Origin of the sequence: Kitasatospora terrestris, assembly GCF_039542905.1 — a bacterium.
GTDB classification, from domain to species: Bacteria; Actinomycetota; Actinomycetes; order Streptomycetales; family Streptomycetaceae; genus Kitasatospora; species Kitasatospora terrestris.
Map to the genome: position 1 here is coordinate 7,326,142 of NZ_BAABIS010000001.1, position 26,976 is coordinate 7,353,117.

Below are 26,976 nucleotides of genomic sequence, written 5' to 3' on the forward strand. Positions count from 1 at the left end.
GTCCTGCCCCGCGCCGTCCCGCCCCGTTCGCTCCGTCCTGCCCCGCGCGCCGCCGCCCGATCCCGGGCGGGCCGGCCGGCGGAGCCCGCCCTCCGCCCGAAAGCCTCCCTTACCCAGCGCCTCCTCCCGAAAGGCCGCCCCGCCATGCCCGTCGAGTTCCTCGGGATCGCCGCCACCGGCGACGGTTCGGAGACCACCGCCCGCACCACGGCCTCCTTCGACCGCGACTACACCCTGCGGCTGGGCCGCGCCCACGAGGACAACGGCTGGGACCGGGTGCTGTTCGCCTACGGCGCCGGCTCGCCCGACCCGGCCCCGGCCGCGGCCTTCCTCGCCGCCAAGCTGGACCGGCTGCAGATCCTGCTCGCCCACCGCCCGAACGTCTCGTACCCCACCTTCGCCGCCAAGACCTTCGCCACCCTCGACCGGATCAGCGACGGCCGGCTGACCGTGCACTTCATCACCGGCGGCAACGACCACGAACAGCAGCGCGAGGGCGACTTCCTGACCAAGGACCAGCGCTACGACCGGACCGGCGAGTACATCCGGATCGTCAAGCGGGCCTGGACCAGCACCGAGCCCTTCGACCACGAGGGCGAGCACTACCGCTTCCGCGACTTCGTCTCGGACGTCTTCCCGGTGCAGCAGCCGCGGCCCGGCATCTCCTTCGGCGGCTCCTCGCCCGCGGCGTACGCGGTGGGCGGCGCCGAGGCCGACGTCTACTGCCTGTGGGGCGAGCCGCTGGCCCGGACGGCCGAGCAGATCGAGGCGGTGAAGACGGCCGCAGCGGCGGCCGGCCGCACCGACGTGCCGCGGATCCAGGTGGCGTTCCGGCCGATCATCGCGCCGACCGAGGAGCTGGCCTGGGAGAAGGCGCACCGCACCGTGGCAGCCATCCACGCCCGCCGGGCGGGTGGCGGCGGCCCGCTCCGGCGGGGCGGGCCGGGCTCGGACGGCGCCTTCCGCCCGGAGAACACCGGCTCGCAGCGGCTGCTGGAGATCGCGGCGGCCGGCGAGCGCTACGACCGCGCGCTGTGGACGCCGACCGCCGCCGCCACCGGCGGGGCCGGCAACTCCAACGCCCTGGTGGGCACGCCCGAGACGGTCGCCCAGGCGCTGCTGGACTACTACGACCTGGGCGTCGACATCCTCTCCGCGCGCGGCTACCACCTGCTGGACGACGCGATCGACTTCGGCCGGTACGTCATCCCGATCGTCCGCGAGGAGGTCGCCAAGCGCGACGCCGAGAAGGCCGCCCGCGCCGAGCGCGACCGCCACCAGCCGATCGCCGTGCAGGCATGACCGCGACGCACCCCAGGAGGAACACCCCCGTGAGACGCGCACCCCTGGCCGCCGTGGCGACCGTCCTGCTGGCCGCCGGCTGCGGCTCCACCGCCCCGGCCCCGGCCGGCCCGCCCGGCCCAGGCGAGGACGTGGTCGCGGCGGAGCGGAAGGTGGACGCGGTGGCCGCGCTGCTGCCCGAGGCCGTCCGTGCGGCGGGCGTGGTGAAGGTCGGCGCCTCGGTCGGCGCCCCGCCGTCCTCGTACTACCCGGACCCGGCGAAGAAGGAGGCGGCGGGCGTCGACATCGACATCACCGACGCCGTCGCCAAGGTCCTGGGCATCACCGTGGAGCGGCAGGAGGCGTCCTTCGAGTCGATCCTGCCCGCGCTCGGCAGCGGCAAGTACGACGTGGGCACCGGCAACTTCGGCGTCACCACGGCACGGCTGAAGACCATCGACTTCGTCACCTACATCGACGACGGCCAGGGCTTCGCGGTCCGCAAGGACGACACCTCGCTGAAGCCGGTCACCGACCTGCTCCAGCTGTGCGGGCTGACCATCGGCACCGGCGCCGGGACGACCTTCGAGTCCACGCTGAACGCCCGCAAGGACGTCTGCGCCGCCGCCGGCCGCAAGCCGTACGAGGTGAAGGTGTTCTCCGACAGCGCCGCCGTCCTGACCAGCCTGCAGCAGGGCCGGGTGGACACCGTGATGTCCACCATCAACGGCCTGCGGTACCAGGAGAGCCGGCCCGCGGCCAACACCCGCTTCCTCGGCGAGTTCCACCGGCTCGACGTCGGCTTCGCCTTCGCCAAGGGCTCGCCGCTCACCCCGGCCTTCCAGGCGGCCGTCAACCAGCTGATCAAGGACGGCAGTTACGAGCGCATCCTGCGCAAGTGGGGCATCGCCGACTCCGCGATCAAGGAGTCCCTGATCAGCCCGCCGGAGCACCCGTGAGCGCCGCCGTGATGGTCGACGTCCGGGGCGTGCACAAGAGCTTCGGGCGGCTGGACGTGCTGCGCGGGGTGGACCTCCAGGTCGCGGCCGGTTCGGTCACCGTGATCCTCGGCCCGTCCGGCTCGGGCAAGTCCACCCTGTTGCGGGCGGTCAACCACCTGGAGAAGCCCGACCGGGGACACGTCGCCATCGACGGCGAACCGATCGGCTACCGCTACACCGGCGGGAAGCTGCGCGAGCGGCCCGAGCGCGAGGTGCTGCGCCGGCGCACCGGCATCGGCTTCGTGTTCCAGAACTTCCACCTCTTCCCGCACCTCACGGTCCTGGAGAACATCGTCGAGGCGCCGGTCCACGTACTCAAACGCCCCCGGGCGAAGGCCCGTTCGTCGGCCTTGGAACTGCTCGCCCGGGTCGGCCTCGCCGAGCACGCGGACGCCTACCCCGGCCGGTTGTCCGGCGGCCAGCAGCAGCGGGTGGCGATCGCCCGTGCGCTGGCGCTCGAACCCAAGGTGCTGCTGCTCGACGAGCCGACCTCCGCCCTCGACCCCGAACTGGTCGGCGAGGTCCTGGACGTGATCCGGGACCTCGCCCGCACCGGCACCACCATGATCGTCGTCACCCACGAGATCGGGTTCGCCCGCGAGGTCGCGGACACCGTGGTCTTCATGGACGGCGGCGTGGTCGTCGAACAGGGCCCGCCCGCCGAGATCCTGGACCGACCCCGGCACGAACGCACCCGGGCCTTCCTGTCCAAGGTCCTCTGAACCGCCCGCCCCCGTCGCACCGGAGCAACGCCATGTCCCAGCCCACCTCCCCGCGGCCGTTGCGCCGTCTCGGGTTCCTGACCATCGGACTGTTCGACCCGGCCGACCCGGGCCGGGGCCACGAGTCGACGCTGCGGCTGATCGAACTCGGCGAGCAGCTCGGCTTCGACAGCGCCTGGGTGCGCCACCGCCACCTGCAGTACGGGATCTCCTCACCGGTCGCCGTGCTGGCGGCCGCCACCCAGCGCACCAGCCGGATCCGGCTGGGCACCGCGGTCATCCCGCTCGGCTGGGAGAACCCGCTGCGGCTGGCCGAGGACCTGGCGACCGTCGACCTGCTCTCCGGCGGCCGCCTCCAGCCCGGCATCAGCGTCGGCCGGCCCCACCACTACGACCGGATCGCGCCGGCGCTCCACCCGGACACCGCCGGGGCCGAGGAGTTCGGCCACCGCCGGGCGGAGCGGCTGCTGTCCTTCCTCCGCGGCGAGCCGGCCACCGACTTCAGCGGCGTCGAGGGCATCGAGGTCTACTCCGACCGGGTGCAGCCCGTCGCCCCCGGCCTGGCCGAGCGGGTCTGGTACGGCGCCGGCAGCCTCGGCTCGGCCCGCTGGGCGGGCGGGCAGGGACTCAACCTGCTCACCAGCAACGTGGTCCGGGCCGAGGAGTCGGAGGACTTCGCCGAGATCCAGCGCTCGCAGATCCTCGCCTTCCGGGCCGAGCACCCCGAGGGCGCCAAGGCCCGGGTCTCGCAGGGGCTGGTGGTCATCCCGACCGACGGCGCCACGGCGGCGCAGCGCGCCAAGTACGTGGAGTACGTCCGCGGCCGGACCTCGCGCACCACCGCCCCGCAGGGCCCGGGTCGGATCATGTACGCCGAGGACCTGGTCGGGACGTCCGCCGAGATCGCCGAACGGCTGTCCGGGCACGCCGCGTACCGCGAGGTCGAGGAGGTGGCCTTCGCCCTGCCGTTCAGCTTCGGCCACGAGGACTACGTGCAGATCCTCACCGACATCGCCACCGGGCTGGCCCCCGCTCTGGGGTGGCGACCGATCGGCTGACGCGTCGTCAATCGCCGTCTCGCCCTGCGGGCACCCTTGACGGGGCGCGCCCGCGGGGCGACACTCCGGAGCGAGAAATCCTCGGACCTGGGCGGGAGTGTCGTGAGGCGTACGGAGTCGGTGGGCGAGGGCGCGGCCTGTGCGGTCCGGACGCTCCCGATGCTGACCAGCCGTCGCCACATCGACCTGCAGCGGGTGTGCAGCAGCATGGCAGAGGCGTGAGTTCTCCCGTCTCTCCGCACACCCCCTCGCCGTGCGCGCTTCCGCGTGCCTCCACCCCGGGAGACCCATGTCCGCCTCGTTCCCCTCCGCCCTGCCCTCCCTCCGCGGCCGGATCGGCCACGACGCCCGCAGCGGCTACTACCCGGTGCCGCACCGCTACCGCCTCCACCTGGCGCTCTCCTGTCCGAGTTCCCTGCGGATCGCCGTGGTCCACAGCCTGCTCGGGCTCGACGACACCCTCCCGATCACCGTCCTCCCCGCCCTGCCGGACGCCGGAGCCGACGGCTACACCGCGCTGCGTCCGCTGTACGAGGCCAGTTCGCACCGGTACACCGGGCCGGCCCAGGCGCCCGTGCTCAGCGACGGCTGGAGCGGGCGCATCGTCAGCACCGACGCCGTCGAGATCCTCACCGACCTGGCCCGCCGCTTCCCCGGACCGGACGAGCTCCGCCCGCGCGGCGCCGCCGGGGCGATCGAGGCGGTCCGGCAGCTGTGCGAGCGCGGCATCGACGCCCCGGCCCAGCTGGCCGGCCGGGTCGACGCCGACCCGGCCGAGCGCGCCGAGGCGCTGGGCGCCCTCCTCGACGGCCTGGACGCCGTCGAGCGCCGGCTCGCCGCCCACGACCACGTGCTCGGCGACGACCTCACCCTCGCCGACGTCCAGCTCTGGACCACCCTGGTCCAGCTGGACACCGTGCACCGCTGGCACCTCGACGCCGACGCCGTCGACCGGATCGCCGACCACCCGCACCTCTGGTCCTACGCCGGGCGGCTGGCCGGCCACCCCGCCTTCGGCCGCCACCTCGACCTGGACGGGATCGCCCGCCGCCACCACGCCCACTGCCGCGGCGAGGAGGCCGCCGGCGCCGCCATCCAGATCGTCGACTGGGAGCAGCACGCCCGGCCGCGGCTCCGGACGGCCGGCTGACCGGAAAACCGGTGCCGCCCCCGCCCGGGGCCGGGGCAGAATCGCCGCCATGGCGGACATGCAGCGGTTCCGGGAGGCGGCCACCGGCTGGGTGATGCGCGGAGCGGCCCCGCCGGACACGGCCGGTGTCCGGACGGCGGTCCTGGTGGAAGGGCTGAGCGACCTGGCGGCCGTCGAGGCGCTGGCCGCCGGCCGCGGCCGGGACCTGGCCGCCGAAGGGGTGTGCGTCCTGCCCATGGGCGGCGCCACCAACATCGCCCGCTACGCCGAGCTGCTCGGGCCGCCGGGGCTGGGCCTGCGCCTCGCCGGGCTGTCCGACGAGGGCGAGCAGGGCTTCTACGTGCGCGGCCTGGAGCGGGCCGGTGCGCCGAGCGACGGCTTCTTCGTCTGCGCGGCGGACCTGGAGGACGAGCTGGTCCGCGCGCTGGGCGTCCCCGCGGTCGAGGAGATCCTGGCGGCCGGGGGCGACCTGCCGGCCTGGCGGACCTTCGTGCGCCAGCCCGCCCAGCAGGGCCGGCCCGCGCAGCGGCAGCTGCGGCGCTTCCTCGGCACCAGGAAGGGCCGCAAGATCCGCTACGGCCGGCTGCTGGCCGAGGCGCTCACCGCCGAGCGGACCCCCGCCCCGCTCCGGGACCTGCTCGCGCACCTGTGACCGGGCGCGCCCGCACTGCGCGGCAACCCGAACGGCCGCCGCCCGTTTGACGGGCCCGGTCGGCGGTCCGACGGTGGCAGGAAGTGCCTTCGGACCCGAGAGGACCTGGTGCCGGCGATGGTGGACAGACGGGCGGCTCAACGGATCACGGAGTTCATCGAGCCCCTCCGGGTGGAGCCGGGCTCGAAGGTCGATCTCGGCCGGGACTTCGACCCCCGGTACAAGGGCGGGCTGAAGAAGCGCGACGGCCAGGAGCTGCTCCGCGCCGGGGTGGAGATGCTGGCCGACCTCCAGGGGAAGCTGGCCGCCCAGAACAGCTACGGCGTCCTGTTCTGCCTGCAGGCGATCGACGCGGGCGGCAAGGACGGGACGATCCGCCACGTGATGAGCGGGGTCAACCCGCAGGGCGTCCACGTGAGCAGCTTCAAGGTGCCCTCCGCGGAGGAGCTCGACCACGACTACCTCTGGCGGTACGCCCAGCGCCTCCCGGCGCGCGGCGACATCGCGATCTTCAACCGCTCGCACTACGAGGAGGTCCTGGTGGTGCGGGTGCACCCGGAGAACCTCGACCGGCAGCGGCTGCCCGAGGAGGCGCAGGGCCCGGGCCTGTGGAAGCGCCGCTACCGGGAGATCAACGACTGGGAGCGCTACCTCACCGACAACGGCTTCAAGGTGGTGAAGGTCTTCCTCAACCTCTCCGAGGAGGAGCAGCGCCAGCGCTTCCTCAAGCGGATCGACCTGCCCGAGAAGAACTGGAAGTTCTCCGCCGCCGACATCCGCGAGCGCGACCGCTGGGACGACTACCAGCGGGCCTTCTCCAAGATGCTCTCCGCCACCAGCACCCCCTGGGCGCCCTGGTACGTGGTGCCCGCGGACCGCAAGTGGTTCGCGCGGATCTGCGCCGCGGCGGTGCTGATCAACACCCTCCTGGAGATCGACCCGCAGTACCCCGAGCTCGACGACGAGGCCAAGGCCCAGCTGGGCGACGCCAGGCGCCGTTTGGAGGAGCAGGCATGACGGAGCGCACGGAGGGGAGCCCGTGGTACGCGCGGCCGGGCGAGGAGGCGCTGGCCGCGTTCGGCGTGGACCCGGCAGTGGGGCTCGGCGCGGGACGGGCGGCGCAGCTGCTCGCCGCGAACGGGCCGAACGCGCTGCCCGAGGAGAAGCCGACGCCCGGCTGGCTGCGGCTGCTCGCCCAGTACCGCAGTTACATGCAGATCATCCTGGTGGCGGCGGCGGTGGTCTCGCTCGCCATCCAGGAGTGGTCCACCGCGATCCTGCTGCTGGTGCTGACCGTGTTCAACGCGGTGGTGGGCCTGCGGCAGGAGGGCAAGGCGGAGAGCGCGATGAACGCGCTGAAGCAGATGATGGAGGCGACCGCCCGGGTCCGCCGGGACGGCAGCGAGGCGGAGGTCCCGGCCGAGCAGCTGGTGGTCGGCGACATCGTCCACCTGGCCTCCGGCGACGAGGTGCCCGCCGACGGACGGATCTTCACGGCCAGTTCGCTGCAGATCGACGAGTCGGCGCTGACCGGCGAGAGCGTCCCCGCGGTGAAGGACGTCGCCACCCTCACCGGCGACCGGCTGTCGCCGGGCGACCAGACCAACATGGCGTTCATGAACACCCCGGTGACCCACGGCAGCGGCCTGATGGTGGTCACCGCGACCGGCGCCGACACCGAGCTCGGCAAGATCTCCGGCATGCTGTCGGCGACCGAGAAGGAGGAGTCGCCGCTCACCCGGGAACTCAACACCCTGACGCTGTGGATCGCCGCGGCGGCCGGCCTGACGATGATCGTGATGTTCGCGCTCGGCCGCAGCCGCGACCAGGCCTGGGACGTCCTGTTCGTCAGCGCGGTGTCGCTGGCGATCGCCGCGATCCCGGAGGCGCTGCCCACGGTCAGCCAGGTGATCCTCTCGGTCGGCAGCCTCAACCTGGCGAAGCGGAACGCCATCGTCAAGGAACTGCCCTCGGTCGAGACGCTCGGCTTCACCTCGGCGATCAACTCCGACAAGACCGGCACCCTGACGATGAACCAGATGACGGTCGTCGAGGTGCTCAGCCCCACCGACCGGTACACCGTCTCCGGCACCGGCTACGCGCTGGAGGGCCGGATCACCCACGCGGCGGGCTCCGCGCCGACCATCGAGGACGCGGTGCTGCCGTACCTGCTCGCCAACGACGCCAAGCTGGTGGACGGCGAGGTGGTCGGCGACCCCACCGAGGGGGCGCTGCTGGTGCTCGGCCACAAGGCCGGGCTCGACATCGAGGCCACCCGGGACCGCTACCCGCGCCTGGCCACCCTGCCCTTCGACCCCGGCTACAAACTGATGGCCACCTTCAACGAGGCGAAGGACGCCGACGGCCGCCCGGTGGTGCGCTGCTTCGTCAAGGGTGCCGCGCCCGCGGTGATGGCGCGGGCGACATCGGCGCTCGCGGCCGGGGCGGGCGTCCCGTGGGACGCCGACCTGAGCGGCCGCGCCGAGGCGCAGAACGAGCGGATGGGCGGCGAGGGCCGCCGGGTGATGGCCGCCGCCGTCCGCGACCTGGACCCGGCCGACTTCGACCCGGACGGCGACCTGCTCGGCCTGGTCACCGACCTGAGGATGACCAGCCTGGTCGGCATGGTCGACCCGCCGCGCGAGGAGTCCAAGGCCGCGGTCGCCGCCGCGCAGGCCGCCCACATCAGGGTCCGGATGGTGACCGGCGACGACGTCACCACCGGCGAGGCGATCGCCCGGCAGCTCGGCATCGAGGGCGAGGCCATGCTCGGCGCCGACTTCGCCGCGCTGACCGAGCAGGAGCGGCTGGCGAGGATCGACGGCATCGGCGTGGTCGGCCGGGTCGCCCCGGAGCACAAGGTGCTGCTCGCCGACACGCTCAAGAAGAAGGGCGACGTGGTCGCGATGACCGGCGACGGCGTCAACGACGCCCCGGCCATCAAGGCCGCCGACATCGGCATCGCGATGGGCAGCGGCACCGACGTCGCCAAGAACGCCAGCCGGATGGTCCTCGCCGACGACAACTTCGCCACCATCGTCTACGCGGTGGAGGAGGGCCGGAAGCTCTACGACAACCTCACCAAGTACATCCGGTTCGTCCTGCTGCTGCTGGTCACCTTCGTGCTGACCTTCCTCGGCGCGACCGTCCTCAACATCGCCGCGGGCGAGCCGTTCACCCCGCCCCAGGTGCTGTGGATCCACTTCGTGGTCAACGCGCCGTTCGGCTTCGCGCTCGGCTTCGACCGGGAGAGCCCGGGGCTGATGCGGCGCCGGCCGCGCCCGCGGGGGGAGACCGTGCTCACCCCGCCCGTGATGGTCACCGTCGGACTCGCCGGGCTCGCCGTCACCGTCGCCCTGCTCGGCCTGATCAAGCTCGGCGAGCACCTCTACGACAGCGCCGCCGTCGGCAACTCGATCGCCTTCACCGCCTTCGCGCTCTGCCTGATCGTGGCCGCCTTCGAGTGCCGCAGCGAGCGCGGCTCGGTGCTGCGCACCGACACCTTCGACAGCAAGCAGATGAACCTGGCGGCCCTCGGCGAGTTCGTCCTCGCGGTGGCGGTCACCCAGATGGACCTCTTCCACCGGATCCTCGGCACCACCGACCTGAACGCCCGGCAGTTCGGCTGGGCGCTGCTGGCCGCCGTCGCCTTCCTCCTGCTCTGGGAGCTCGGCAAGCTGCTCGCCCGCCGCGCCCGGCCCCAGGCCGTCGAGGCGTCCTAGCCCGGGCCGTTGCCTGCCGCGTGGAAGGCGGCCACCGCGGTGGCGAGGGTCGGGAAGATCCGCTCCTCGCCGACCGTTCCGCTCAGCCCGTACGCGTCCAGGGAGTCGCGCAGGTCCTGCTTGACCCGGGCGAGGGCGAGCACGATGCCGCGGTCGGCGAGCTCGCGGCGCAGCGCGTCCAGCGCGTCGAGCGCGGTGATGTCGACCTCGACGTTGGCCTCGGTGTTGAGGACGAACCAGCGCACCGGCTCCGGCTGGCCGTCGAGGGTGGCCAGGGCCCGGTGGTGGAAGTCCTCGGCGTTGGCGAAGAACAGCGGCGAGTCGTAGCGGTAGATCACCAGGCCGGGGATGGTGCGCGCCTGCGGGTAGTCGTCCACGTCGTGCATCCCGGCGAGGCCCGGGACCTCGCCGAGGATCGCGTCGTGCGGGCGGGCGACCCGGCTGAGCAGTTCCACCACCGACAGGCCCACGGCCACCAGCACGCCGTACAGGATGTCCAGGGCGAGCACGCCGACCAGGCAGCCGAGCGCCAGCAGCAGCTCGCGGCTGCGGAAGGACGCCAGGCGGCGGAAGCCCGCGACGTCGATCATCCGGATCGCGGCGTACACCACCAGGGCGCCGAGCACCGCGTCCGGGGTGTCGTGCAGCAGCGGGCTGAGGAAGAGCAGGACGGCGACCACGCCCGCCCCGGCCGCGAGCGCGTACACCTGGGTGCGGCCGCCCGCGGACTCGGCCAGCGCGGTGCGGCTGGCGCTGCTGCTGACCGGGAAGCCCTGGAAGAAGCCGGCGCCGAGGTTGGCCGCGCCGAGGCCCAGCAGCTCCTGGTTGGCGTCGAGCTTCTCGCCCTCGCCGCGTGCCTCGAAGGCGCGCGCGGTGAGGATGAAGTCGGTGTAGCCGACCAGCAGGATGCCGAGTGCCGGCAGCAGCAGGTGGTTGAGTTCGCCGAGGTCCGGCAGCTTCGGACGGGGCAGCCCGGCCGGGATGTCGCCGATCACCGCGAGGCCGTGGTCCTGCAGCGAGAACGCGGCGGAGACGGCCGTGCCGAGCACCACCGCCAGCAGCGGACCGGGGATCTTCGGCAGGAAGCGGGCCACCAGGAAGAGGAACAGCAGGGTCGCCGCGGAGAACACCACGGTGGCCACGTGCGCGCCCGAGAGGTTCGAGGCGAACGAGACCAGCTGGGGGAAGAAGCCCTCGCCCTCGACGTCGATCCCGGTGAGCTTGGAGAGCTGGTCCACCATCATGATCAGTGCCACACCGGCCAGGTAGCCGACCAGCACCGGCCGCGAGAGCAGGTCGGCGACGAAGCCCAGCCGGGCGACCCACGCCAGGACGCACAGGATGCCGACCACCATGGCCAGGCTCGCCGCCAGCACCGCGTAGCGGGCGGGATCACCGCCCGCCAGCGGTGCCACCACGGTCGCCGTCATCAGCGCGGTGGTCGACTCCGGGCCGACCGAAAGGCGCCGCGAGGAGCCCACGACGGCGTACAGCACGATCGCCGGCAGGATCGCCCACAGGCCGGTGACCGGCGGCAGGCCCGCCACGCTGCCGTACGCCATGACCTGCGGCACCAGGTAGGCCGCCACCGTGACGCCCGCCAGCAGGTCGCCGCGCAGCCAGGCGCGCCGGTAGCGGCGCAGCACCGCCAGGCCGGGCAGCCCCGGGACCACCCGGCGCCACCAGGGGTCGGGGACATCCACGGACATGGGCCTCCTCCCGTCGCACAGGCACACATGATGCCGCGCGCCGGGCCGGAAACCCGGATGGCCGCGCCGATGAGCCGATCATCGGATTGACGGCGGACGGGCCCCGGCCGGTCGTCGGACCCGCCGGACGCCCGCCCGCGGCGGTCCTCACCTGACGCCGAGCTGGTCCTTGATCGCCTTGTTCGCCGCGGCGACGGCGGGCGGCACCGGATCGCCCTTCACCGCCTGGTGGATCAGGGTGTTGAACGGTCCCCAGATCGCGGACATCTGGGGGATGGAGGGCAGCGGCACCCCCGCGGCGGCCGCCTGCTCGAACGCGCCGACGTCGGGATCGCCCTGCCGGGCGTGGTCGAGCGCCTCCTTGAGCGCGGGCATCCGCGGCTCGGCCTTGAACAGGGCGTCGGCCAGTTCGAGGTTGCCGAGGGTGGAGAGCACGAACTCCTGCCCGAGGTCCTTGTTCTTCCCCTTGCTGGCGACGAAGAAGGACTGGACCCCGACGAAGGAGCGCGCGGGCTCCTTGCCGGCGAAGCCCGGCACCGGGGAGATCGCGTACTTCATGCCCGCGGACCGCACGTCGGACAGCCGCCACGGGCCGGACACCAGGAACGGCGTCTTCCCGGACAGGAACGCGGCCGCCGAGCTGTCGGAGCTGTAGGAGTTGCGGAGCACGCCCGAGCCCTTCTCGCCGAGCGCCGCGATCTTCTCGAAGGCCGCGACCGAGCCGGGCTTGCCCACGCCCAGGTCCGACGGGTCGGAGTCGCCCCGGGAGTCGGAGCCGAACAGGTAGCCGCCGGCCGAGCTGAACAGCGGGTACATGTGGTAGGTGTCGCCGGCCTGTCCGTCCGGGGAGCTGACGGTGTACCCGAGCGCCTGGGAGACCTTCCCCGCCTTGCGCAGGGTCTCGCCGGTGGCGACCAGGTCGTCGAAGGTGCGCGGCGCCTCCGGCACGAGGGCGGTGTTGCGGAACAGCACCAGGCTCTCCACCGCGTACGGGATCGCGTAGTACTTGCCCTGGTACGTCACCGCGCGGCGGGCCACGTCGACGTAGTCGCCGAGGCGGTTGTCGAGGACCTCGACCGGGTCGATCAGGTCGTTCTGCACCAGGTTGCCGATCCAGTCGTGGGCGCCGACCATCACGTCCGGCGCCCGGCCCGCCTTGGAGGCGTCGACGAACTCCTGCTGCTGGTTCTGCGGGATGCCGACGACCTCGGCCCGCACGCCCTTCTTGGCGGCGAAGGCCTCGGCGAACGGCCGCAGCACGTCGGCGCGCTTCTCGTCGGCCCAGATCGTCAGGGTGCGGTCCTTGGCGGCCGCGTCGCCCGCGCCGGCGCCCGTCGAACCGCAGGCGGACAGGCCGAGGGACAGGCAGACGGCTCCGGCGAGGAGTGCGAGGTGTCTTCGCACGTGTTGGCTCCAAACACGAGGGTGGGTGCCGCAGAAGCTAGCAACGGCCCCACCTCATGGCAACGCCTTGCTGAAAATTACAGCAATATTTCGAGCTGCTCTCCCGGCGCTAGGGTGCTGCCATGACGATTCCCGCCACCGGCCGCCGCGTCCTGGTCAGCGGCGCCTCGCGGGGCCTCGGCCGCGCCGTCGCCCAGGCGTTCGCCGCCAACGGCGACCGGGTCGCCGTCCACTACGGCACCCGCGCCGACGAGGCCCGCGCCACCCTCGACTCGCTCGCCGGCGACGGCCACGCGCTCACCGGCGGCGACCTCACCGACCCGGCCGGCGCGGCCGCCGTCGCCGACGCGGCCGCCGCGGCGCTCGGCGGGATCGACGTCCTGGTGAACAACGCGGCGGTGAACGTCCGCCACCCGCTCCCCGAGACGCCGTACGAGGAGTGGGTGGCCCTCTGGCGGCAGCACGTCGACGTCAACCTGCTCGCCACCGCCAACCTCAGCCACCTCGCCGCCCGCCGCATGATCGACCAGGGCACCGGCGGACGGATCGTCAACGTCGGCTCCCGCGGCGCCTTCCGCGGCGAACCCGACCACCCCGCCTACGGCGCCACCAAGGCGGCCGTCCACGCGCTCGGCCAGTCGCTCGCCGTCTCCCTCGCCCCGCACGGCATCGCCGTCGCCTCGGTCGCACCCGGCTTCTTCGCCACCGAACGGGTCGCCCCGCGCCTGGAGGGGCCCGAGGGCGCCGCGATCCGCGCCCAGAGCCCCTTCGACCGCGTCGCCACCGCGGAGGAGATCGCCGCCGCCGTGCTGTGGCTCGCCTCACCCGCCGCCGAATGGTCCTCCGGCGCCGTCCTCGACCTCAACGGCGCCTCCCACCTGCGCACCTGACCGGCTGCGCGGCACCGCGCGGCGACCCCACCCGGCCTCGGCCGAGGTGCCGCGGCCGCGCACCAGCCGATCGACGGTCCCGGTCAGCCGGATGTGCGGTGCGAGCAGGCGCAGCCGCCGCGCGACGTCCCCGGTGGACGGGCCGCGGCCAGGGCTTTTCGCCTGCGGTGGTCGGCCGCCCCGCCCGTCGGTCGGGGCGGTCCCCGGGCGCGCGGGGGCGGGTCCGATCGGGTGAAGCGACAATGGGACACGTGCGGCGGGAGGGCAGCGACCGCCGACCGTCAGCCGACGCAGTGCTGGAGCCGCCCGTGAGCCGTCGCCGTCCCTCACATCCTGCGAGCGCGCACGAGCTGCTGGGCCGGCTCGGCAGGCTCACCGCGCAGGCGCTGGAGCACGTCGAGATGCAGCGCGCCCGGGTCGAGCTCGCCATGGCGCTGCAGCGCGAGCTGCTCCCCGCCGCGCTGCCGAGCCTGCCCGGGCTGCGGACCGCCGCCCGGTACGCGCCCGCGCGCCACGGCCTGGACATCGGCGGCGACTGGTACGACGGCTTCCGGCTCCCGGACGGGACGCTCGGGCTGACCATCGGCGACGTGCAGGGCCACGACGTCGAGGCGGCCGTGTTCATGGGCCAGGTCCGGATCGGCCTGCGGGCGCTGGCCACCGCCGCGAGCGACCCCGGCGAGGTGCTGAGCCGGACCAACGAACTGCTGCTGTCGCTGTCCGACGGCCTCTTCGCCACCTGCTGCTACCTGCGGTTCGACCCCGCCACCCGGGAGCTGTCGGCCGCCCGGGCCGGCCACGTCCCGGCGATCTGGGCCACCGCCGACGGCCGCTCCGGCGTGGAGGACGTCGAGGAGGCCGAGGAGGTGGGGCTGCCGCTCGGCATCGAGCCCGGCGAGGAGTACCCGGTGACCCGGCGCCGCCTGACGGGGACCGAAGCGGTCGTCCTGGTCACCGACGGTGTGGTCGAGGGGCCCTCGTTCCCGCTCGACGAGGGGTTGGACCAGGTCCTGCGGCGGGTGCGCGCCGGGGTCGGCACCGAGCCGGGAGAGCTGGCCGCCCGGGTGATCGAGGTCGCCGACCTCACCGGGCACTCCGACGACGCCGCCGTCCTGGTGATCTGCCACGACGAACCGTGACGCCGCCGGCCCGGTGCGCCGCCGTGACGAAGCGTGACGCCGCCGCCGGAGGGTGATCGTGCGGGCCCCGGCGGGCCCGGCGGGCGTGTCACGGCCGGGTCCGGGCGGCGGCGTGCGGTCTGATGGCTGCTGTGCTGCGCAACGCGAAGGCCCGGAGGACCGCGGTCACCGGCCTGTCGATCCTCGGCGTCGCGCTCGCGTACTGGGCGGGGGGCAAGCTCGGCCTGCTCGCGCAGGTCGTGGTCGGCGGCATCCACGTCACCCCGCTGTGGCCGCCCACCGGCGTCGCCGTGGCCGGTCTGCTGCTGTTCGGCCTGCGAGTGTGGCCCGGGATCGCGCTCGGCGCCCTTCTGGTCATCTCGGGATTCGGGGCGCTCACCCCCGCCTCCTTCGGCATCGCGGCGGGCAGCACGCTCGCCCCGGTCGTCGCCGCCCTGCTGCTCACCCGGGTGGACTTCCGGGTCGAGCTCGACCGGCTGCGGGACGGCGTGGCGCTGGTCTTCCTGGGGGCGCTCGCCTCCACGCTCGTCAGCGCGACCGTCGCCTGCCTCGTCCTGGTGGCCGACGACGCGCTGGCCGTCGACCAGTTCTGGCCGGCCTGGACGGCCTGGTGGACCGGGGACGCGATGGGCGTGCTGGTCGTCGCACCGCTGCTGCTCGCGCTGTACGGCGCCCGGATGCCCCGCGACGTGCCGCTGCTCCGCTGGGTCGAGGGCCTCGCGCTCCTGGTGATCACCGGGGGTGTGGTCGTCGTCGTCACCCACAGTCCGCTCTCGCTGCTCTTCCTGGTCTTCCCGGTGGTGATGTGGGCGGCGCTGCGCTTCCAACTGCTCGGCGCGGCGCCGTGCGCCCTGGTGGTGTCCGTCTTCGCCGTCCCCGCGGCCATCCACCACACCGGCCCGTTCGCCGGCCACAGCGTCCTCGCCACCATGGTCGTCCTGCAGGCGCTCAACGGCGTCGCCGCCCTGACCGGCCTGCTGCTCGCCGCCGTCACCACCGAACGCGACAACACCCTGCGCACCATCGAGCAGGCCTGCGTCGCCCTCGCCGAGGTGGTGAACCGCCTCGCCCCGGGCGAGGCCAACCACTCCTGGCCACCCCCGGACGGCGACGGCCGGCACGGCGACTGACCGCACCCCGTCCTCGGCGGCGGGAACCGACCCGGGCCGGCCCGTCGTGTCCGACAATGACGGGTGAGAACCGCGATGTCGGCGGCCCGGACCCACCCGACGCACACCCGCCCCGCTCCGCCGACGGAGAGGGAACACCGGTGAACATCCGCAGCACGGCCCACGCATCGGCAGCCCGCCGCCGCACCCCTCACCGGCTCGCCCCGATACTCGCGGCGGTCATCGCGCTCGCCGCCGTCCAGGGGTGCGCAGGCGCCCCGTCCGAACCACCGGCGCAGCCGTCCGCACCGTCCGGGAACCCGCTCGACAACGTCGGCACGGCCGGCAACCTGCTCGCCGTGAAGATCGACAACGTCGGCGCGCACATCCAGGCGATCCACCAGGGGCTCGCCCAGGCCGACATCGTCTACTGGATCGAGGTGGAGGGCGGCCAGTCCCGGTTCCTCGCCGTGTACGACGCCAACCACCTGCCCGCCCTGATCGGCCCCGTACGCTCCGCCCGGGAGACCGACATCCCGCTCCTCCAGCAGTACGGACGCGTCGACTTCGCCTACAGCGGCGCCATCGGCGGACTCCTCCCGCTCCTAGCCCGCGCCGACCTGCGGAACGTCACCCCGGCCACCGACCCCGGCGTCTTCAGCAACAACGGGGTCGACCCCACCTTCGTCGACCCGCACCGCATCCTGGCCGAACACCCGTCCGTACCGGCCCGCTCCCCGGGCTTCGTCTTCGGCCCCGCGCCGGACGGCGGCAGCCCGCTCACCGCCATGACCTGGCGGCTGCCGGCCGCCTCCATCGGCGCCCACCACAACGGCAGCACGTACGACGTCACCGTCGACGGCCGCCACGGCTGGACCGGCACCGCGACCGTCGTCGTCCAGCACGTCAGCATCGTCCCCGGGGCGTTCACCGACTTCAACGCCGGACACCCCGACAACGAGGTGTTCACCCGGACCGTCGGGTCCGGCGACGCCCAGGTGCTGCGCGACGGCAAGGTCTGGAACACCCACTGGGACCGGCCCGACGCCGCCGCGGGCACCGCCTTCACCCTGCCCGACGGCAGCGCCATGACCTTCGCCACCGGCCCGGTGCTCGTGGTGCTGGTGCCGTAGCGCCCCGTGGCAGGAACCACCCGCCCCGCCCGTCCGTCATCTCCACCGGGACCACACAGAACTGACGTCCAGTCCGCTCACCGGCCCGTCCGGCGCCCGAGGAGATCCATGGCCCGCACCACCGTCGACTCGCTGGCCGGCAGCTACCACGAACTGCTGGTCACGCTGCTGACCCACGGTCCCGCCGGCCGCCAGGGCACCGCCGCCGCCGCGGGCATCCAGGAGGTCATACCGCTCGCCGCCGCACTCGGCCCGGACGCCGACTGGCTCGCCGCCGCGAGCCACGGCACCCTCGCCGGCCTGGCCCTCGTCCGCGGGCAGGCGGACCTGGCGATCCAGCACCTCGACATCGCCGTGACGGCCGGTTTCAACGACTGCGTCGCACTGCACACCCCCCCACGTGCGACCACTGCACCACGACCCCCGCTTCCAGGCCCTGTACCGGCGCATGCGCATCACCCAGGCCGACCTCGACGAGTTCCACTGGCTGCACCACGAGATGCAGACCATGGCGCGCGCCGCCCAGGACATGGCCGTCGACAACATCGGCCGCCTCGACAGCGGCGTCTCCTCGCTCCCGAAGGCCCCCCTGCCCACCCACGAACCCCACACCGCCGGCGTCCTCGCCACCCGCATCGAGCTCGCCGCCACCCAGACCGCACTCCAACAGGCCGTCATGAAGGCGGAGTTCCAGCGCAGCGCCGGCAACACCAGCCTCCACCTCATCGACGGCGACTGGGACCACCCCCGCGCCCGCTACGACGCCTGGCACGCCGACGACCACGACACCCGCTCGTGGCTGGCCGCCCAGGCCCGCGCCTACGTCCCCCGCCCCGGTGCCGACACCACCCTCGTCCCCTGCCCGCCCCTCGGCTCCATCCGCTACCCCGCCTGATCCGGGGGCGCAAGCCCCTGACGCGGAGCCGGCGAGGCGTGCGAGGATGCCGCGCCACGGGCGGGAGAACGGACAGCGACGAGGACCGGGTGGTCGGGGCGTTCCGCTACTGACCTGCTCCTCGCCCGGGGTGCGGCGGGCACGTCCAGGCGCTGCCGGGCCCTCTGGGCCGGTGGGCACCCTCGTGGCGGACCGTTGGCCCGTACCGGTGACGTGACCGGAGGGCGGCGGCCGGCTGGCGTGCCGAACCGGGGGCCGACCGCGCACCGTGCTTATGGTCGTACGTCCGCCGTTCCCCTCAGCCCCGCCCTGTGCGGGGCGAACCGTCGAGGCGTCCATGCTCAGCATCGCCGTCCAGCTGGCGAGCACACCCCCACAGCTCCTGCCGGCCCGTGAGCAGATGGCCTTCACCCTGGCCACGCACATCCTGCTGGTGCCGTTCGGGGTCGCGCTGCCGTTCATCACGGTGCTGATGCACTACCGCGGGCTGCGCCGCAACGACCCCGTCGCCCTGCTGCTGGCCCGGCGCTGGTCGGCGGTGATGGCGGTGCAGTTCGCCATCGGCATCGTCACCGGCACGGTGCTGTCCTTGGAGTTCGGTCTGCTGTGGCCGGGGATGATGGGGCGCTGGGGGGACGTCTTCGGCGTGGGCTTCGGCGTGGAGGCGTGGGCGTTCTTCCTCGAGGCCGTCCTGATCGCGATCTACCTGTACGGCTGGCGGCGGCTCAAGCCGTGGACGCACTGGTGGCTGGCCGTGCCGCTGCCGCTGACCGCCGCCCTGGGGGCGTTCGGCATCATCGCGGCCAACTCCTGGATGAACACCCCGCAGGGCTTCACCCTGGACGCCCAGGGCAACCCCGTCGACGTCGACGTGCGCCAGGCGATCTTCACCCCGATGTTCGGGCCGCAGTACTGGCACTTCCTGGTCGCGATGTTCATGACCGCCGGTTACGTGGTCGCCGGCGTGTACGCGACCGGCTGGCTGCGCGGCAGACGCGACCGCTACCACAAGCTCGGGTTCACCGTGCCGTTCACCGTCGCCGCGATCCTCACCCCCGTCCAGTTCTTCCTCGGCGACTCCGCCGCCCGCGCGGTCTTCAACAAACAGCCGGTCAAGTTCGCCGCCATGGAACTCGTCTGGGACACAGACACGCACGTGCCCGAGTACGTCTTCGGCCGGCTGAACGAGGACGGGACGGTCTCCGGAGGGATCAAGATCCCGCAACTGGACTCGATCCTCGCCGGGTTCAAGCCCAGCACCGAGGTCACCGGGCTGACCTCGGTGGCCGCGTCCGACCGCCCCACGGCCACGCAGGCGACCATCGCGCACTGGGCGTTCGACATCATGGCCACCATCGGCAGCGTGCTGATCCTGCTCGCCCTCTGGTACGCCTGGATCTGGTGGCGGCACCGGGACCTGCCCCCGAACCGGTGGTTCTTCCGCTGCGCCGCGCTGGCGGGTGCCGCGTGCCTGATCACCGTGGAGTGCGGATGGATCACCACGGAGGTCGGCCGCCAGCCGTGGATCGTGTACTTCGACATGCGGGTGTCCGAGGCCGTCACCTCTACCCGGGCCCCGGGGATCTGGACCATGCTCGGCATCGTCGTGGTGCTGTACGCGGCCGTGTTCGCGGCCTTCCTGGCCGTCCTGTTGAAGATGCGCACCCGTTGGCGACTTGCCGACGCGGGCGAGGCGGTCCGCGGGACGCTCGATCCGGAGACCGACACCCCCTACGGCCCCAGGGGCCAGCGTCCGCCCGACCGGGTGGGGGCGGCGCCCGACGGACCCGACACGACGTCGGGCGGTGACCGGTGATGGCCGACCTCGTCGCCTGGCTGATCGTGCTCGCCATCGCCGCCTACGCCTGCGCCGGCGGTACCGACTACGGCGCCGGATTCTGGGACCTGCTGGCCGGTGGCGCCGAGCGCGGGAAGCGGCCCCGCTGGCTGATCGACCACGCGATGGCGCCGGTGTGGGAGGTCAACAACGTCTGGTTGATCTTCGTCCTGATCCTGATGTGGACCGGCTTCCCCTCGATGTTCCAGGCGGTCTTCGAGGCGCTGTGGCTGCCGCTGGCCCTCGCGGCGCTCGGGCAGGTGCTCCGCGGCGCCGGCTTCGCGCTGCGCAAGCCGACCCGGCGGCTCGCCCAACGGCGGGTCTACGGGGCCGCGTTCGCGATCTCCTCGCTCCTGACACCGTTCTTCCTCGGAGCGGTGCTGGGCGGCATCGCCTCCGGGCGGGTGGCGGTCGGCACCACGGCGTCCGCGGACGCCTGGGCCAACCCGACCTCGCTCATGGCGGGTCTGCTCGCCATCGCCTCCACCGCCTTCCTCGGAGCGGTGTTCCTGAGCTCGGACGCCCGACGCTTCGGAGCGGACGACCTGGTCGACTACTTCCGGCTGCGGGCCTGGGCCGCCTTCGCGGCCCTCGTCGTGCTGGCGCTGGTCGCCCTGCCGGTCACCCGGGACGACGCGCGGTACGTGTGGGACGGCCTCACCGGCGGCCTCGGACTGCTGATGGTCGTCCTGTCCGGGGTCTGCGGTCTGGCCACCGTCCTGCTCCTGCTGCGCCGGCTCCACGGCCCGTCCCGCTGGTCCGCGGTGGCGACCGTCGCGCTGGCCGTCCTGGCCTGGGGATTCGCCCAGCGGCCCTACCTCCTGCCGACCTCGCTGACCGTCGACCAGGCGGCCGGGGCCGCCCAGAGCCTGCGCTGGCTGGGGATCGTGACGCTCATCGCGGTCGTCCTGGTCGGCCCGGCCCTGGTGCTGGTCTACCGGCTCGACACGCAGGGCCGGTTGGAACCGCTCACCGACGCCGACACCGCGGCGGCGGGAACGCCCGGGGACGACGGGTAGCGGCGGACCGGCCGTCCGGGGGCGGACCGGCCGACGTCGCGCAGTGGAACGGACCGGGCGGGGGAGGGCCCCGGCCGGCGTCAGGAGGGGGGTTGGATCTCGAGTTCGGAGTGTGTTGATGGACCGCTACCCGCCGATCGCCGACCACGGCCTGGTGGGAGACCTCCAGACCGTCGCGCTGGTCTCCGCCAAGGGCGTGATGGACTGGTTCGCCGCGCCCAGGGTCGACTCGCCGAGCATCTTCGCCGCGCTGCTGGACCACGACCGGGGCGGGCACTTCCGGATCGGCCCCGAGGCCGACGACGTGACCTACCGCCAGCTCTACTACCCGGACACCGCCGTCCTGGTCACCCGGTTCATGTCACCCGAGGGCGTCGGCGAGCTGATCGACTGGATGCCGCCCAACACCTCCGGCAGCCCGTCCGACCGGCACACCGTGATCCGGGCGATCCGCGTGGTCCGCGGCACCGTCACGTTCTCCCTGGACTGCCGTCCGCGCTTCGACTACGGCCGGGCGAAGCACGAGCTGCACCTCGACGACCGGTACGCCGCCTTCCACACCCCCGGCATGGCCCTGCACCTGCGCACCACCTTCCCGGTGGAGCGCAGCGGGGACGACGTGGCCGCCACGGTCACGCTCAGCGCCGGCGAGACGGCCGGGGCCGTGCTCACCGTCTGCGCGGCGGACGGCGCCGCGCCGCCCCGGGCGGACGAGGCCGCGATCACCGAGCAGCTCTGGGACGCCGTCAACTTCTGGCAGGACTGGGTCCGCACGGCGAACTACCGCGGCCGCTGGCCCGACATGGTCCGGCGGTCCGCGATCACCCTCAAACTGCTCACCTACCACCCGACGGGTGCGCCGATCGCCGCCGCCACCATGGGCCTGCCCGAGCAGGTCGGCGGCGAGCGCAACTGGGACTACCGCTTCACCTGGGTCCGGGACGCGTCGCTGTCGGTGCGCGCGCTGCTCGACCTCGGTTTCACCGAGGAGGCCGGCGCGTACACCCACTGGCTCAGCGACCGGCTCCACGAACGGCTGGAGATGCCCGGCGAGCGGCTGCAGATCATGTACCGGGTGGACGGCGACCCGCAGCTGACCGAGGAGGTCCTGGAGCACTTCGAGGGGTACCGCGGCTCCTACCCCGTGCGCGCGGGCAACGCCGCGATGGACCAACTGCAGCTGGACATCTACGGCGAGGCGCTCTACGCGCTCGCCGAGGGGCGCGAGATCGGCGTCCAGGCCGGCTACCGCGGCTGGCAGGCGACCGCACGGATGCTCGACTGGCTCACCGACAACTGGGACCGTCCCGACGAGGGCATCTGGGAGACCCGCGGCGGCCGCAAGGACTTCACCTACAGCCGGGTGATGACCTGGGTCGCCTTCGACCGGGGCATCAAGCTGGCCGAGCACTTCAGCCGCCCCGCCGACATCGCGCGCTGGCGCGACACCCGCAACGCGATCCTGGACCAGATCATGACCCGGGGCTGGAGCGAGAAGGAGCAGGCCCTCGTCCAGCACTACGACGGCGACGTCCTGGACGCCTCCCTGCTGCTGATCCCGCGCGTGGGCCTGCTCGCACCGCGCGACCCGGCCTGGCTGTCCACCCTCGACGCGATGGACCGCAAGCTCGTCTCCGACAGCCTGGTCTACCGCTACGACCCCGCCGCCTCGCCCGACGGACTGCGCGGCTCGGAGGGCACCTTCAGCCTCTGCACCTTCCTGCACGTCGACGCGCTCGCCCGCGCCGGGCGCCTGCGGCAGGCCCGCTACGCCTTCGAGAAGATGCTCACCTACGCCAACCACGTCGGCCTGTTCGCCGAGGAGATCGGCCCGTCCGGCGAGCAACTCGGCAACTTCCCGCAGGCGTTCACCCACCTCTCGCTGATCATGGCGGCCAACACCCTGGACGCGGCGCTGGACGGGAAGCGGGGCTCCTGAGTGGCGGTCGACCCGACGGCCGCACCGGTCACCGCCGCCGAGTTCCGCGCGCTGTACCGGCGGCTGCGCCGCGACCGGCCGGACGGCGCCCTCGCCGAGCTCACCCCGCAGCGCGTGGCGGCCGCCGCCCGTGAGGTGCGGGCGGGGCTGCGGGTCTCGCTGGCGGCGCCGGTGGAGACCGGCGAGGGACCGGACAATCCCGAGCCGGCCGTCCACCGGATGACCGGAGCGGTGGCCGGCCACCTGCCCGACGAGGGACTGGACTTCGCCCGGGACCGGATCGCCATGAACGTGCACGGCGACGCCGACAGCCACCTGGACGCGCTGTGCCACGTGGTCTACGACGGAACGCTGTACGGCGGCGTCGACGCGGACACCCTCACCCCCCACGGGGCCGACGCCCTCTCGGTGGACCTGCTCCGGGACGGGATCGTCGGCCGGGGCGTCCTGCTGGACGTCCCGCGGCTGCGCGGGGTGCCCTGGCTGGAACCCGGCGACCAGGTGGGGGCCGAGGAACTGGCCGCGGCGGAGGCCGCCCAAGGGGTCCGGGTCGGCCCGGGCGACCTGCTGTTCGTCCGGGTCGGCCACCGCCGCCGCAGGGCCGAACAGGGCCCCTGGGACGCTTCGGCGGCCCGTGCCGGGCTCCACCCCCGCGCGATGGAGTTCCTCGCCGAACGGCGGGTGGTGGCCCTGGGCAGCGACGGCAACAACGACGCCGCACCGTCCCGGACCGAGGGCGTGGACTACCCCGTCCACGTGCTCGCCGTGCACGCGATGGGCGTCCACCTGCTCGACTACCTGCAGTTCGAGGACCTCGTGCCGCTGTGCGGACGGGAGCGGCGCTGGTCCTTCCTGTGCGTGGTCGCGCCGCTGCGGCTGCTGCGGGCCACCGGCTCGCCGGTGAACCCGATCGCGATCCTCTGACAGGTCATCACTCCTGGTTCGCCGTCGGGTCCACCACGTTGGCCAGTGGCTCGCCGGAGGCGTACCGGGCCAGCTGGGCCCGGACGAGGGCCAGCGCGCGCGGGCGGAAGGCCGAGGTGGTCGCGGCCACGTGCGGGGTGATCAGCGTGTTCGGTGCCGTCCACAGGGCGTGCCCCGGCGGGAGCGGCTCCGGGTCCGTGACGTCCAGCGCCGCTGCCAGGCGCCCGGTCCGCAGTTCCGCGAGCAGCGCCGCGGTGTCCACGACCGCGCCGCGGCCGACGTTCACCAGCACTGCGCCGTCCCCCAGTCGGGCCAGGAACGCGGCGTCGACCAGGCCCCGGGTCCGGTCGGTGAGCGGCAGGGTCAGCACCACCGCGTCGGCGCGCGGCAGCAGCGACGGCAGCTCGTCCAGCCCGTGCACCGGCCCGCGCGGCGCGCTGCGGGCGGTCCGGGCGACCCGCAGGACCTCGCACTCGAACGGGGCGAGCCGGGCCTCCACGGCGCTGCCGATCGCCCCGTAGCCCAGGACCAGGACGGTCCGGTCGGCCAGCGCCGGACGGAACCCCGACGACCACCGCCCCGCCTCCTGGGCCCGGACGAGCCCGGGGATCCCGCGCAGCGCGGCCAGCAGCAGCGTCACCGCGTGCTCGGCCGTACTCGTGTCGTGCACCCCCCGGGCATTGCAGAGCGTGACCCCCGCGGGTACGTGCGGCAGCAGGTTCTCCACCCCCGCGCTCAGGGACTGCACCACCCGCAGGGCCGGCAGTCGACCCAGCAGCGGCAGCGCCGCGCCGGTACGGGTGTACGGGACGACGAGGAACTCGACGTCGCCCAGCACCCCGTCGGCCGGAGCGGGGCCGTCACCGTCCCAGACGAGGGCCCGCCAGCCCTCGGGCAGGCCGCCGAGCTCCGACGGCGGATACGGGAGCATCACCCCGGCCCCGGTGGAACCGCCGGTCGCAGCAGCCATGCGGGGACCTCCCGTGCCCGGCGGTCCGGAGAACCGCCCCCGGTGCGCCCGGCGGCGGCCGGGCCCCCGCTGGACGACAGTGGATACGGCACCCATGGTCCCGCAACCGGCGCAGGGAGGCCCGCGCACCATGGCCAGGAACCGGCTCGGCAACCGCGTGGTGATCGTGACGGGCGTCTCCGCCAGCGGGAAGACGACGGTCGGCCGCCTGCTCGCCGACCGGCTCGACGTGCCGTTCGCCGACGCCGACGACCTCCACCCGGCCGCGAACCGCGCCAAGATGGCCTCCGGACGGCCCCTCGACGACGCCGACCGCCGCCCCTGGCTGGCGGCCGTCGCCGCGTGGATCCGCACCACCGCCGAGCAGGGCGGCGGCGTCATCGCGTGCTCGGCACTGCGGCGCGACTACCGCGACCGGCTGCGGCCGCCGGGCGCCGAGGTGTGGTTCCTCCACCTGTCTCTCGATCCCGCCGTGGCGCTGGAACGGATCACCGCCCGGCACGGGCACTTCATGCCACCTCAGTTGCTCGACTCGCAGTACCGGCTCCTGGAACCGCTCCGGCCCGACGAGCCCGGCGCCACCGTGGACGCCTCCGGCAGCGCGGAGCGGACCGTGGAGACGGCCCTCCGGGCCCTGACAGCGGACTCCCGCGGCCGGGCCGCGCCGAAGGGCCCGGACCGGCCCTGAGGTGCCGCCGGGCCGTGCCGGTTGTAGCTTGCAGAGGACGGCACCTGTCCTGCCGGACGGCGGAGCGGTGATGACACCCCCGCCGCGGCGGTCACCGCGGGGGCGGACACCCGACCCGGGGCAGGCAACGACTCCAGATCGGAACTCTCCGTGGCCGGTGACCAGCACTACGACGTCGTCGTCATCGGCACCGGCGCCGGCGGCGGCACCCTCGCCCATCGGCTGGCGCCGACCGGCAAACGGATCCTCGTCCTCGAACGCGGCGACTACCTGCCCCGCGAACGGGACAACTGGGACTCCACAGCGGTCTTCGTCAAAGGCAAGTACCGCGCCCCCGAGTACTGGTACGACAAGGACGGCAACGCCTTCCCGCCCGAGGTCAACTACTACGTCGGCGGCAACACCAAGTTCTACGGCGCCGCCCTGTTCCGGCTGCGCCCCGAGGACTTCGGCGAACTCCGCCACCACGGCGGCGTCTCACCGGCCTGGCCGATCGACTACCAGGATCTGGAGCCGTACTACACCCAGGCCGAGCAGCTCTACCGGGTGCACGGCCGCCACGGCGAGGACCCGACCGCCGGCCCGGCGAGCGCCGACTACCCCTTCCCACCCGTCGAACACGAGCCGCGCATCCAGCAGCTCAGCGACGACCTGGAGAAGCACGGCCTGCACCCCTTCCACCTGCCGATCGGCGTCAACCTCATCCAGGACGACCAGGGCCGGGCGGTCCACGGCAGTGCCTGCATCCGCTGCGACCGGGTCGACGGCTTCCCGTGCCTGCTCGGTGCCAAGTCCGACGCCCAGGTGATCTGCGTCGACCCGGCCCTGGAGCACGACAACGTCACCATGGTCACCCGGGCGGACGTGCGCCGGCTCGAGACCGACCCCACCGGCCGGAGCGTCACCGGCGTGGTCGCCGAACTCGGGGACGGCAGCACCGCCACCTTCGCCGCGGACGTCGTCGTGGTCGCCTGCGGCGCCGTCAACTCCGCCGTCCTGCTGCTGAGGTCCGCCAACGACAAGCACCCGGGCGGACTGGCCAACAGCTCCGGCACCGTCGGCCGCCACTACATGCGGCACAACAACCTGGCGCTGATGGCGGTGTCGAAGGAGCCGAACCCCACCCTGTTCCAGAAGACGCTCGCCGTGAACGACTGGTACCTCGGCGCCGACGACTGGGACTACCCGCTCGGCGGCATCCAGATGCTCGGCAAGTCCGACGCCGAGCAGATCCACGGCGAGGCCCCGCGCTGGGCCGGCGCCGTCTCGCCCGACATGCCGTTCGAGGTGCTCGCCCACCACGCCGTCGACTTCTGGCTCTGCGGCGAGGACCTGCCCCACCCGGACAACCGGGTGACCCTGGACGCCGACGGCGGCATCCACCTCGCCCTGGACGAGAAGAACAACACCGCCGGGCTCAAGCGGCTGCGCCACAAGCTCCAGGGGATGCTGGGCCAACTCGGCATGCACCCGCACCACTTGCTCTCGCACAGCATCTACCTGCACAAGGGCATGCCGATCGGCGCCACCGCCCACCAGGCGGGCACCGTGCGGTTCGGCACCGACCCGGCCGCGTCCGCCCTCGACGTCAACTGCCGGGCCCACGACGTGGACAACCTCTACGTCGTCGACACCTCCTTCTTCCCGAGCATCGGCGCCGTGAACCCCTCGCTCACCGCCATCGCCAACGCGCTCCGGGTCGGCGACCACATCGCCGACCGGCTGCGCTGACCA

The 26,976-nt window shown here is 73.5% G+C and carries 23 protein-coding genes; 20 read left to right on the plus strand and 3 right to left on the minus strand.

Annotated features, from left to right (window positions below; genetic code table 11):
- The first annotated feature begins 144 nt into the window (after positions 1 to 144).
- The 9 genes from ABEB06_RS33565 to ABEB06_RS33605 all read left to right on the plus strand — a co-directional run bounded on the left by ABEB06_RS33565 (position 145) and on the right by ABEB06_RS33605 (position 9,586).
- Positions 145 to 1,302 (plus strand): LLM class flavin-dependent oxidoreductase, encoded by a 1,158-nt coding sequence (locus ABEB06_RS33565; protein ID WP_345700686.1) that lies wholly within the window; start codon positions 145 to 147, stop codon positions 1,300 to 1,302.
- Positions 1,299 to 2,240 carry an ABC transporter substrate-binding protein gene (locus ABEB06_RS33570; protein ID WP_425559730.1) on the plus strand — a complete coding sequence of 314 codons (942 nt, stop codon included), beginning with the start codon at positions 1,299 to 1,301 and terminating at the stop codon, positions 2,238 to 2,240. Before ABEB06_RS33565 ends, ABEB06_RS33570 begins: the two co-directional genes overlap by 4 nt.
- Positions 2,241 to 2,251: 11 nt before the next feature.
- The gene (locus ABEB06_RS33575) at positions 2,252 to 3,004 is read left to right on the plus strand and encodes an amino acid ABC transporter ATP-binding protein (RefSeq protein WP_345702076.1); all 753 of its coding nucleotides are present in this window, start codon (positions 2,252 to 2,254) and stop codon (positions 3,002 to 3,004) included.
- Positions 3,005 to 3,036: 32 nt separating this feature from the next.
- Positions 3,037 to 4,062 carry an LLM class flavin-dependent oxidoreductase gene (locus ABEB06_RS33580; protein WP_345700687.1) on the plus strand — a complete coding sequence of 342 codons (1,026 nt, stop codon included), beginning with the start codon at positions 3,037 to 3,039 and terminating at the stop codon, positions 4,060 to 4,062.
- 159 nt (positions 4,063 to 4,221) lie between these two features.
- On the plus strand, positions 4,222 to 4,284 hold the full coding sequence (locus tag ABEB06_RS39435) for a putative leader peptide (protein WP_425559823.1): 63 nt from the start codon (positions 4,222 to 4,224) through the stop codon (positions 4,282 to 4,284).
- A gap of 67 nt (positions 4,285 to 4,351) precedes the next feature.
- Entirely contained in the window at positions 4,352 to 5,212 is an 861-nt protein-coding gene (locus tag ABEB06_RS33590; protein ID WP_345700688.1) for a glutathione S-transferase C-terminal domain-containing protein, read from the plus strand.
- 49 nt (positions 5,213 to 5,261) lie between these two features.
- On the plus strand, positions 5,262 to 5,864 hold the full coding sequence (locus tag ABEB06_RS33595; protein WP_345700689.1) for a TOPRIM nucleotidyl transferase/hydrolase domain-containing protein: 603 nt from the start codon (positions 5,262 to 5,264) through the stop codon (positions 5,862 to 5,864).
- A gap of 117 nt (positions 5,865 to 5,981) precedes the next feature.
- A complete protein-coding gene (locus ABEB06_RS33600) occupies positions 5,982 to 6,881 on the plus strand; it encodes a polyphosphate kinase 2 family protein (protein WP_345700690.1) in 900 nt (299 codons plus the stop codon).
- Complete coding sequence (locus ABEB06_RS33605) at positions 6,878 to 9,586, plus strand: cation-translocating P-type ATPase (RefSeq protein WP_345700691.1); 2,709 nt, start codon at positions 6,878 to 6,880, stop codon at positions 9,584 to 9,586. Before ABEB06_RS33600 ends, ABEB06_RS33605 begins: the two co-directional genes overlap by 4 nt.
- Here ABEB06_RS33605 and ABEB06_RS33610 read toward each other — a convergent pair.
- Positions 9,583 to 11,295: a SulP family inorganic anion transporter gene (locus ABEB06_RS33610; protein WP_345700692.1), complete on the minus strand. Its 1,713-nt coding sequence runs from the start codon at positions 11,293 to 11,295 to the stop codon at positions 9,583 to 9,585. The two genes, ABEB06_RS33605 and ABEB06_RS33610, sit on opposite strands and share 4 nt — an antisense overlap.
- Before the next feature lie 147 nt (positions 11,296 to 11,442).
- Complete coding sequence (locus ABEB06_RS33615; RefSeq protein WP_345700693.1) at positions 11,443 to 12,699, minus strand: sugar ABC transporter substrate-binding protein; 1,257 nt, start codon at positions 12,697 to 12,699, stop codon at positions 11,443 to 11,445.
- 122 nt (positions 12,700 to 12,821) lie between these two features.
- Here ABEB06_RS33615 and ABEB06_RS33620 point away from each other — a divergent pair, with 122 nt between their 5' ends.
- The 9 genes from ABEB06_RS33620 (at position 12,822) to ABEB06_RS33660 (ending at position 23,584) form a co-directional block, all read left to right on the plus strand.
- Positions 12,822 to 13,589, plus strand: a complete 768-nt coding sequence (locus ABEB06_RS33620) for an SDR family NAD(P)-dependent oxidoreductase (RefSeq protein WP_345700694.1) — start codon at positions 12,822 to 12,824, stop codon at positions 13,587 to 13,589.
- Positions 13,590 to 13,897: 308 nt separating this feature from the next.
- On the plus strand, positions 13,898 to 14,728 hold the full coding sequence (locus tag ABEB06_RS33625; RefSeq protein ID WP_345700695.1) for a PP2C family protein-serine/threonine phosphatase: 831 nt from the start codon (positions 13,898 to 13,900) through the stop codon (positions 14,726 to 14,728).
- 122 nt (positions 14,729 to 14,850) lie between these two features.
- Positions 14,851 to 15,858 (plus strand): MASE1 domain-containing protein, encoded by a 1,008-nt coding sequence (locus ABEB06_RS33630; protein WP_345700696.1) that lies wholly within the window; start codon positions 14,851 to 14,853, stop codon positions 15,856 to 15,858.
- Positions 15,859 to 15,998: 140 nt separating this feature from the next.
- Positions 15,999 to 16,970, plus strand: a complete 972-nt coding sequence (locus ABEB06_RS33635; RefSeq protein ID WP_345700697.1) for a DUF3048 domain-containing protein — start codon at positions 15,999 to 16,001, stop codon at positions 16,968 to 16,970.
- Between the two features lie 400 nt (positions 16,971 to 17,370).
- On the plus strand, positions 17,371 to 17,865 hold the full coding sequence (locus tag ABEB06_RS33640; RefSeq protein ID WP_345700698.1) for a hypothetical protein: 495 nt from the start codon (positions 17,371 to 17,373) through the stop codon (positions 17,863 to 17,865).
- A 337-nt stretch (positions 17,866 to 18,202) separates the two neighbouring features.
- The gene (locus ABEB06_RS33645; RefSeq protein WP_345700699.1) at positions 18,203 to 19,681 is read left to right on the plus strand and encodes a cytochrome ubiquinol oxidase subunit I; all 1,479 of its coding nucleotides are present in this window, start codon (positions 18,203 to 18,205) and stop codon (positions 19,679 to 19,681) included.
- Positions 19,681 to 20,721, plus strand: a complete 1,041-nt coding sequence (locus tag ABEB06_RS33650) for a cytochrome d ubiquinol oxidase subunit II (protein ID WP_345700700.1) — start codon at positions 19,681 to 19,683, stop codon at positions 20,719 to 20,721. Before ABEB06_RS33645 ends, ABEB06_RS33650 begins: the two co-directional genes overlap by 1 nt.
- Positions 20,722 to 20,839: 118 nt before the next feature.
- Entirely contained in the window at positions 20,840 to 22,660 is a 1,821-nt protein-coding gene (locus tag ABEB06_RS33655; protein ID WP_345700701.1) for a glycoside hydrolase family 15 protein, read from the plus strand.
- Positions 22,661 to 23,584, plus strand: a complete 924-nt coding sequence (locus tag ABEB06_RS33660) for a cyclase family protein (protein WP_345700702.1) — start codon at positions 22,661 to 22,663, stop codon at positions 23,582 to 23,584. It abuts the gene before it with no gap.
- 7 nt (positions 23,585 to 23,591) lie between these two features.
- On the opposite strand, the gene ABEB06_RS33665 is transcribed toward ABEB06_RS33660, so the two are convergent.
- Positions 23,592 to 24,554 carry a 2-hydroxyacid dehydrogenase gene (locus ABEB06_RS33665; RefSeq protein ID WP_345700703.1) on the minus strand — a complete coding sequence of 321 codons (963 nt, stop codon included), beginning with the start codon at positions 24,552 to 24,554 and terminating at the stop codon, positions 23,592 to 23,594.
- Positions 24,555 to 24,684: 130 nt separating this feature from the next.
- On the opposite strand from ABEB06_RS33665, the gene ABEB06_RS33670 reads away from it, so the two are divergent.
- A complete protein-coding gene (locus tag ABEB06_RS33670; RefSeq protein ID WP_345700704.1) occupies positions 24,685 to 25,242 on the plus strand; it encodes a gluconokinase in 558 nt (185 codons plus the stop codon).
- Positions 25,243 to 25,392: 150 nt separating this feature from the next.
- Complete coding sequence (locus tag ABEB06_RS33675) at positions 25,393 to 26,973, plus strand: GMC oxidoreductase (RefSeq protein WP_345700705.1); 1,581 nt, start codon at positions 25,393 to 25,395, stop codon at positions 26,971 to 26,973.
- Positions 26,974 to 26,976: the final 3 nt, after the last annotated feature.